This is a genomic window from Fulvivirga kasyanovii, assembly GCF_009711405.1.
Taxonomy (GTDB): Bacteria; Bacteroidota; Bacteroidia; order Cytophagales; family Cyclobacteriaceae; genus Fulvivirga; species Fulvivirga kasyanovii.
The window spans coordinates 1-7,154 of record NZ_SMLW01000362.1; the positions used below are offsets into that span (position 1 = coordinate 1).

The window sequence follows — 7,154 nt, forward strand, 5'->3', positions numbered from 1 at the left end:
GCTGAGGCCTGGGGGTATTACATAGGCTATAAGATAGGGGTAATGACTAAATCAGCGGAATGTGCCGCTAAAAGATTCATGGAATTTTTATTTTCATAATTAATTAGAAAAGGAAAACTACCTCAAATGTAACAAGAACTTTTGGGGTAGTTATTTGACCCAATGACAAAACCATTCCTTAGCCATACATTTTGGTTTCTGAGAGTCTCATTAAAATATACCTGGTATATAATATTAGCTACACTGCTTGGGATTATCCTTGAGTTGGTTCTGAAAAGCATAGGTTTTCACCTTCCTATCAGGGACGAAGGCGTTTCCCGACTCACAAGTGAAGAAAATATATTCCTCCTATCGTTATTATGCTTAGATAGAGTATTCTTAGGGCCCGCATATGAGGAAATAACTTTCCGGCTAGCTTTAAAACCCAGTATAAAAAAAGTCGCACTAGGACTGGCGTTCTTCATTTCAATTTTGCTTTTGATGCCTACAGGACTTAACCATTTCCTTATAGGAAAAATAGTTTATACAGGTTCAACTGCATATTGGATCATTGGAGTTTTGTTATTTTTTGTCATTTACCCTTGGCTTAAAAGCAAGAAAAAAACATATCACAAACTGTCTCAAGGGTTTAGCAGTCGAGCTATGATCTATATCTCCAGTTTAATTTTTAGCATTGCTCACTGGGCTAAGGCTGGAGAAGATCTATTACACTTCTGGTTATACATACCCTTTTTATTCCCATACTTTCTCAGTGGGCTCATTTTTGCCCATGCACGGCTCAAACATGGTTTTGCTTTTGCTTTCATGTCACACTCACTATTTAACCTGCTTATAGTTATACTTAATTTATTAACCTCATGATTGGCGAGCTAAACAAACATAAAACTTTAGATAACCTATGAAAAATCCCTTGCTCTCATTTATAACTCAGGTGGTACTGTTCAGCATTGCGATATATGCGCTAAAGCTAGTATCTGACATTATTTACTATAAAGACCAATATGAAGCGACCGCTGTTATTGCCAAATCATTGAATAGAATATGGGTTAATGTTTTTGCAGCGTTGGTGGTAGTGAGTTTTAGGGTATGGTTTAAGCGGCAGAAAAGCGCAAAGGGCTAACCCTTTATGATCAACCAAATTAAGCTATACTTACATCCACTTCCACTGGCGCTCAAATACACGTGGCATATGATCCTTGCCACTTTGTTAGGAGCGTTTATAGAAGTGGTTTTAATAAATTACCAACTCTATGTACGCCAACCTCGTGACTATATTGTAGCTATACAGAAAGAGCAAAACCTGTATTTACTGGCCTTGGTAATAATTGATGTTGCATTAATCACACCTTTAATAGAAGAAGCGGCTTTCCGGTTGCCTTTAAATCCAACAAAGAAGAATTTAAGCCTTGGCCTTTCCTCTTTAATAGCTGTATGCTTACTAGTAGTTACCGGATGGGGCAAGTTACTGGCAGATTCCATGCGCTTTTCGGGGCTTATAACATTCTTATTATTTGCCTCTATTTCATACCTGGTTTTTAGGCACAACTTTAAAAACCCAATGCTGCTAAACACCATAAGTTCCTTGTTTAAAAGAAAATCCATGATATATATCACCAGTATCTTATTCGGGTTATTCCACTATAAGGTAATTGGCTCTCCAAAGTATACATGGCTATATGTCCCCTTATTGTTTCCCTACTACCTAAGCGGATTGATCCTGGCAAAGGCAAGGATCAAAGCAGGATTTGCATGTGGTGTTATGACCCATGCGCTCTTTAACCTGCTGCTGGTATTACTTAATTTGAGCATGAGATAATATGTCCAAAAAAATCTTCCCTTCCGAAATATTGAACTTCACTATTGAAAGTGAAATAGCGAGGAACAGCACCCGGTCCCAAATTATTTATTCTGTCACGCTCCTATTCCTGTTCGCAGGTTTTGCATTGTTGCCTTTCATTCAGGTAGACATCAGCATCCAGAGCAGGGGGATCATACGGCCAAAACATCAAATATCCGAGATTATCTCTCCGGTTCAAGGGCGGCTTGAGAAGTTATTTTTCAAGGAAAATGACATGGTACACCAAGGAGATACCCTACTTACGATCAACGCTGCCAGAGTAGCCAATAACCTTCAATACACCCAAGAAAGGCAGTCCGAGTTGCAAAACTATATCAACGATCTCAAGCTTCTTTTAAAAATACTTTCACCTTCGGCGTTTAATCCTGTTCATTCACTAACCACTGCCAATTACGAACGTCAGCACAGGGAGTTTACAGAGCTCATCAATAAGGCAAACCGGGCTTATCTTAAAGCAAAACAAGACTATAACAGGAGCAAGCAACTGTATGATGGCGCTGCCATTTCATTGATGGAATTTGAAAAAGCCCAATTTGAGTTGGATAATGCCCATGCTGAGTTGAAGGCTTTGCACCTCTCTCAACTCACCCAATGGTCGGAAGAACTCAAAAACCACGAAACAGAACTTAACAGAATAGAATCCGAATTTGAAAGGATCAGGGAGGAGCAAAAAGACTTTGTAATCATTGCCCCGCTTTCCGGTTCTATTCAGGAGCTGAAAGGCCTTGCCCCCGGCATGCAAATACTGGCAAGCCAGAGCCTTCTTAAAATATCACCCGATTCGGGTTTGATTGTAGAAACGTTTATCGCTCCAACCGACATTGGTTTTATCAAACAAGACCAACCCGTAACCTTTCAGATAGACGCTTTTAATTACAACCAGTGGGGCTTTGCCACCGGTTCAGTACTTGAAATTGCCCATGACATTACCCTTAGGGACAATCAACCTTTCTTCCGGGTGACCTGCTCGGTTGACCAAACCCACTTGTCGTTGAAAAATGGCTACTCCGGAAACCTTAAAAAAGGCATGACGCTGAATTCCCGGTTTATAATCACGCAAAGAAGCTTATGGCAACTGCTTTATGACAAAGTGGACAACTGGTTGAACCCAAAACTTTAGCATCGATGGACAAGTCAATAAAGGTAAAACAACATGATATTACGGATTGTGGCGCTGCGTGCCTGTCTTCCATAGCCTCCTATTATGGTTTAAAGCTGCCCATATCCAGAATACGCCAATATGCGTCTACTGATAAGAAAGGCACAAATGTTTTGGGTCTTATTGAGGCATCAGAAAAGTTGGGTTTTATGGCAAAAGGAGTGCGTGGAGAGTTTGAAAGCCTGCTAAAAATACCTAAACCGGCCATAGCACACGTAATTATCAATGACCACCTGCACCATTATGTGGTACTTTATGAAGTAACCGAAAAGCTGGTCACCCTTATGGACCCGGCAGATGGCAAACTTCATAAATATAATCCTGACGAATTTAAAAAAATATGGACAGGTGTGCTGGTACTGATAATGCCTGATGAGGATTTTAAGGCTGACGACCAGAAAGTTTCAGTCAGGCAAAGGTTGCTTTATCTGCTAAAGCCACATACGGCTATTATGCTCCAGGCATTATTCGGCGCCGCCATTTACACTATAATTGGTCTGTCAACGTCAATCTATGTACAAAAAATAGTAGACCATGTACTTATCGGAAGCAATACCAACCTCCTAAACCTACTGAGCATCATCATGATAGCATTACTGGTGTTGCAAATATTTATAGGTACTACAAAGTCAGTCTTCAACCTCAAAACAGGACAACTGATAGACGCACGACTAATATTAGGGTACTACAAGCATTTGTTAAAATTGCCTCAACGCTTTTTTGACACCATGAGAGTTGGTGAGATTATCTCAAGGGTCAATGATGCTGTCAAGATCAGGGCTTTCATTAACAACACCTTAATAGACTTAATAGTCGACCTTTTCACTATAGTTTTTGCATTCTCGCTCATGTTCATCTATTACTGGAAACTGGCCCTGATCATGCTGGCAATGATCCCGGTGTATATACTGATCTACTGGATAACCAATGCAATCAACAAGCGAACGCAGCGAAACCTTATGGAAGCATCTGCCGACCTGGAGTCGCAATTGGTAGAATCATTGAATGCCGTATATACCATAAAAAGTTTTGGACTGGAATATCATGCCAACTTAAAAACAGAAACCAGGTTTGTAAAACTGCTCCGGCATGTCTACAAGTCTGGTATCAACAATATGTTCTCGGGCTACTCGTCACAATTTTTCTCCCGATTGTTTACCATAATACTGCTTTGGGTTGGGTCAATTTATGTAATTGAAAAGGCCATCACACCGGGAGAGCTTCTTTCTTTCTATGCCCTTATTGGCTACTTAACATCACCCATAATTAACCTCATTGGCATGAACAAAACGCTTCAGGATGCCATGATAGCCTCTGACCGGCTTTTTGAATTGATGGACCTGGAGAAGGAAGACAATGACAACAAAATAAAACTTACCCCAGATAAAACGGGAGATATAATATTCCGGAATGTACATTTCCGCTATGGCTCCCGCGCAACGGTTTTTGAAAACTTCAACATAAAGTTTGAATCTGGCTGCATCAATGCCATAGTTGGAGAAAGCGGCTCAGGGAAAACCACTCTAATGTCCATCCTTCAAAAAATCTACCCTATAGAAAAGGGGCATATAACCCTTGGCGATTTTGACCTCAATCATATAGATACGAGCAGCCTGCGGGAAACCATCTCTGTAGTGCCGCAAAGGGTGGACTTATTTGCAGGTAACGTCGTTGAAAACATAGCAGTAGGAGAGTTTTCTCCTGATATGGAAAAAATAATTCAAATCTGCTCTCAGCTAAACATTCTTGAGTTTATCAAATCGTTGCCACAAGGCTTTAATACCTACCTCGGAGAAAACGGTGCCACGCTATCGGGAGGACAAAAACAAAGAATTGCCATAGCAAGGGCGCTGTACAAAGAGCCTGAAATACTGATATTGGATGAAGCCACCTCCTCGCTGGACTCGGCCTCCGAACAGTTCGTACAAAAAGCTATCGCCATGCTCCGGGAAAGGGAAAAGACGGTGATAGTTATAGCCCACAGGCTAAGCACCATTATGAGCGCAGATAGAATATTCGTGTTAGAAAAAGGCCAGTTGGTGGAAAGCGGCACACATCAGGATTTGATCACAAAAGAGTCGAAATACTACAGTCTTTGGGAGCAGCAATACCATGCTCCTAATCCACAAAACCTAATCAGCTATTCTCAATAAAATCTGAATTTAAATGACTAATAAACATGGCTTACCGAATTGGGCAAGGGCAGTAATCTTTTTTGTCACTTACAATATATTTATTGCCATATTTTTAGTGGTCTTCTATAAGGTGACCTTTGATCTGGTATTTTCCGACAGGAGTGGTAACAACATTTTCCTTATTGTTGAACAGGCTATCAAAGAACCAGAGTATTCTTATCTATTAGCCATCCAACTATTTATCACTGCTTTACTGACTATAGTTTTTTTAATATTTTTTAAAGCGGCATTAGACCCTGAAATTAAAAACCTGCTTAATACTGTTAAAGCACTTCATATCATCCACTTTCTAAAAGGTTTTGCCATTAGTTCGGTTGTAATATCTCTCTCCGTTTTCATATTATGGATAAAAGGTGAGATTGTATTTAGTGAGGCAAATTGGCCAACCAACAATACTCTGACCTTCCTAATCATTTACGTATGTGTTGCATCTGTTGAAGAAATTGTCTACAGGGGCTACATATTAACAGAACTCACCAAATCGATGGGGAAATGGCTGAGCATCCTGATATCCAGCTTGGTTTTCAGTCTTCTTCACATATTCAATGACTCATTTTCACTAATCCCTTTATTAAACTTATTCCTCGGCGGTGTATTTCTCTCAATTATTTACCTGCGCTATAAAAGCATTTGGCTTATCATAGGGTTGCATTTTGGCTGGAATTTCACTCAAGGTGTTATCCTGGGCTTCAATGTGAGCGGCTTTGACAGTACAGGTATCCTCTCCTGGGAAAATATCGGCGATCAACATTGGACAGGTGGGCACTTCGGGCTGGAAGGCTCGTTAATAACTTTGATTCTACTAATCCTACTTACCCCTATATCTCTTCGAATGACACCAGCAAAAAACAATTCACAGGCTACACTAACAGGATATTAACCTCTCTGGTGCAGGCATCCTTGCATTTGACCACCGCCTCAAAACAAATCATTCAATTCAATTGTGTAAATTAAGTCATGGCTTTTAGGTCGATGACGACGCTGATGTATAATCACGGCCTGCTATATTAAAAATTACACCCAACAAAACCCATATGAAAGACAGCAAGGAAGATCAAAAGACAAAACACCTGATGCTAATTTCAAGCCTCAATGCTATTATCGATCAGCTCCCGGTAGTGGTAAAGGCGTACAAGGATGCTCAGCTCAATTTTGCTACGGCAATCTATGAGAGTGATAATGCGGCAATCTTTGATCGATCGGGCAATCTGCCTGACTACGAAAATGAAATAGTGGAAATCCTGGCCTTATTTCAGCAGCAGCTCGAGAGCCTGCAAGCGGCCAGGGACAGGCTTGCCTGAAAGCAAAAAAGCCACATTTTCATGCAGCTTTTTCCATTTTCTTTTAAAGAATGTTTTTATCTCAGGTCGATAATCTCCACGCCAGGATATTTGGTAGCATCAAAAGAGAATGCCGAGTCCTTGGGAGAGATATTGCCATTAAAGTTTTTAATGGTGTACTTGTATTTGTTACCTGATTTGTCAAACATGGTCCAGCTTTTCAGGCTGTGGTCTTTTTTGGCTATAAAGAGCCTGATCTTAAAGAACTGGGCATCTTTATCATTGGGTACAAGGTCTATCACTGACACGGCCGTACCGTTATCTGTCTCATTGCCTACAAATAAATATTTGTAACCCTTCTTGTAAGCATCATAAATCTTGGAAGGTGAAATTTCGTCTTCATCGGGGTTATAAGTATCTATGTTTACCTCATTTACGTCAGGAAGGTATGTCCATACCGTAGTACCATTGTTGATCACCACCTGATCATCCATCTCGAGCTTGTACATTTCGCCTTTAACAGTTATTTTGCCACCAAACTCTTCATTGATACCGTCAACCTCATTAATGAGCGAAGAGGTAATATCGGCACTGTATGCAGGGATTTTCTTGTATTTGGCGCTCATCGCATCCAAAACTTCTTTTGCCTGCGGATCATTCTG

Annotated in this window: 8 protein-coding genes; 7 read left to right on the forward strand and 1 reads right to left on the reverse strand. The window is 40.5% G+C overall.

What is annotated here, in order from left to right; genetic code table 11:
- Positions 1-480: 480 nt before the first annotated feature.
- The 7 genes from E1163_RS31635 (at position 481) to E1163_RS03945 (ending at position 6,513) form a co-directional block, all read left to right on the forward strand.
- The gene (locus E1163_RS31635) at positions 481-861 is read left to right on the forward strand and encodes a CPBP family glutamic-type intramembrane protease (protein WP_425482671.1); all 381 of its coding nucleotides are present in this window, start codon (positions 481-483) and stop codon (positions 859-861) included.
- A 37-nt stretch (positions 862-898) separates the two neighbouring features.
- Entirely contained in the window at positions 899-1,120 is a 222-nt protein-coding gene (locus E1163_RS03920; RefSeq protein ID WP_155169667.1) for a hypothetical protein, read from the forward strand.
- A 6-nt stretch (positions 1,121-1,126) separates the two neighbouring features.
- On the forward strand, positions 1,127-1,816 hold the full coding sequence (locus E1163_RS03925; protein WP_155169670.1) for a CPBP family glutamic-type intramembrane protease: 690 nt from the start codon (positions 1,127-1,129) through the stop codon (positions 1,814-1,816).
- A gap of 1 nt (position 1,817) precedes the next feature.
- Positions 1,818-2,978: an HlyD family secretion protein gene (locus E1163_RS03930; protein WP_155169673.1), complete on the forward strand. Its 1,161-nt coding sequence runs from the start codon at positions 1,818-1,820 to the stop codon at positions 2,976-2,978.
- Between the two features lie 5 nt (positions 2,979-2,983).
- Complete coding sequence (locus E1163_RS03935) at positions 2,984-5,170, forward strand: peptidase domain-containing ABC transporter (RefSeq protein ID WP_155169676.1); 2,187 nt, start codon at positions 2,984-2,986, stop codon at positions 5,168-5,170.
- A gap of 13 nt (positions 5,171-5,183) precedes the next feature.
- Positions 5,184-6,092, forward strand: coding sequence for a CPBP family intramembrane glutamic endopeptidase (locus tag E1163_RS03940; protein WP_155169678.1), 909 nt, complete (start codon positions 5,184-5,186; stop codon positions 6,090-6,092).
- A 154-nt stretch (positions 6,093-6,246) separates the two neighbouring features.
- The gene (locus E1163_RS03945; protein WP_155169681.1) at positions 6,247-6,513 is read left to right on the forward strand and encodes a hypothetical protein; all 267 of its coding nucleotides are present in this window, start codon (positions 6,247-6,249) and stop codon (positions 6,511-6,513) included.
- A gap of 56 nt (positions 6,514-6,569) precedes the next feature.
- Here E1163_RS03945 and lolA1 read toward each other — a convergent pair.
- Positions 6,570-7,154: outer membrane lipoprotein periplasmic chaperone LolA1 (lolA1, locus tag E1163_RS03950; RefSeq protein ID WP_155169683.1), on the reverse strand; the 585-nt coding region annotated here is incomplete at its 5' end.

Excerpts from the sequence above, each read along its gene's own strand:
- E1163_RS31635 (WP_425482671.1), top strand. The coding sequence starts at position 481 with ATGCCTACAGGACTTAACCATTTCCTTATAGGAAAAATAGTTTATACA.
- E1163_RS03930 (WP_155169673.1), top strand. The coding sequence starts at position 1,818 with ATGTCCAAAAAAATCTTCCCTTCCGAAATATTGAACTTCACTATTGAA.
- E1163_RS03920 (WP_155169667.1), top strand. The coding sequence starts at position 899 with ATGAAAAATCCCTTGCTCTCATTTATAACTCAGGTGGTACTGTTCAGC.
- E1163_RS03925 (WP_155169670.1), top strand. The coding sequence starts at position 1,127 with ATGATCAACCAAATTAAGCTATACTTACATCCACTTCCACTGGCGCTC.
- E1163_RS03935 (WP_155169676.1), top strand. The coding sequence starts at position 2,984 with ATGGACAAGTCAATAAAGGTAAAACAACATGATATTACGGATTGTGGC.
- E1163_RS03940 (WP_155169678.1), top strand. The coding sequence starts at position 5,184 with ATGACTAATAAACATGGCTTACCGAATTGGGCAAGGGCAGTAATCTTT.
- E1163_RS03945 (WP_155169681.1), top strand. The coding sequence starts at position 6,247 with ATGAAAGACAGCAAGGAAGATCAAAAGACAAAACACCTGATGCTAATT.